Genomic DNA, 974 nt, shown 5'->3' with positions numbered 1-974 from the left:
TGAGAGAGTGTGGTGATACCTCGATGTGATCTTCGCTGACCGTGTCGGCGAAGATCGCGTCTGTGTCGCTGTGTCTGTAAACCGGCGTACGAGTCGTCGCTGACGGATGGGCAGTGGGCGGTGATCGAGCCGTTGTTGCCGGTGCGGGATCCGCGGCGGGGTGGTCGGCCGTTGCGGTATTCGCGTCGGTTGGTCATCGACACGATCCTGTATGTGCTGCGTACTGGTGCGGCGTGGCGGCATGTGCCGCACGATCTGGTGCCGTGGGACGTGGCGTATCGGTGGTTCCGATGCTGGAGTGCTGACGGGACGTGGGACCGGGTGCATGACCGGCTGCGCGACGCGGTGCGGGTGGCCGAGGGACGTGATCCGCAACCGTCAGCGGCGGTGTTGGACTCGCAGACCGCGCACAGTCACCAGGGCGGCGAGGCGATCGGCTACGACGCCGGTAAACGCACGCGGGGCCGGAAGCGGCACGTGCTGGTCGACACCTGCGGACTGCTGCTGCGGGCGGTGGTGCATTCCGCGTCGATCCAGGAACGTGCCGGCGCCAAGCTGGTCCTGGCGGGGATCACTGAAGCGTTCCCGTTGCTGGGCCTGGTCTGGGCTGACGCCGGCTACGCCAACCGCGTCGACGCCGGGCTGCGGGAATGGACGCGTACCCATGCCGGGGTAGAGCTGCGGATCGTGGCCCGCAACGCCGACGTGAAAGGCTTCCAGGTGCTACCCCGACGCTGGGTGGTGGAACGAACCTTCGCCTGGTTGGGACGGTGCAGACGGTTGGCCCGCGACTACGAACGCAAGCCCGCGCACGCCGAAGCGATGATCAAGGTCGCCATGATCCGGCTGATGGCCGCCCGCCTCGCCGGCGAGGACGTCGAACCGCAAGGCCCGATCGAGACCGAAGCAGCCCGACGCCTCAACGACGACCTCAGCCAAAAGTAGTCACAGGGTTACCCAACACTCTCTGAGGC

General features: G+C 66.9%; 1 protein-coding gene. It reads left to right on the top strand.

Going from position 1 to position 974, the window contains the following annotated elements; translation table 11 throughout:
- Positions 1 to 60: 60 nt before the first annotated feature.
- Positions 61 to 945, top strand: a complete 885-nt coding sequence (locus LPU43_RS00050) for an IS5 family transposase (protein ID WP_229397544.1) — start codon at positions 61 to 63, stop codon at positions 943 to 945.
- The last annotated feature ends 29 nt before the right edge of the window (positions 946 to 974 follow it).

It is taken from the genome of Micromonospora okii (assembly GCF_020884795.1).
Lineage (GTDB): Bacteria > Actinomycetota > Actinomycetes > Mycobacteriales > Micromonosporaceae > Micromonospora > Micromonospora okii.
This window is presented reverse-complemented; position numbering and strand designations above follow the sequence as displayed.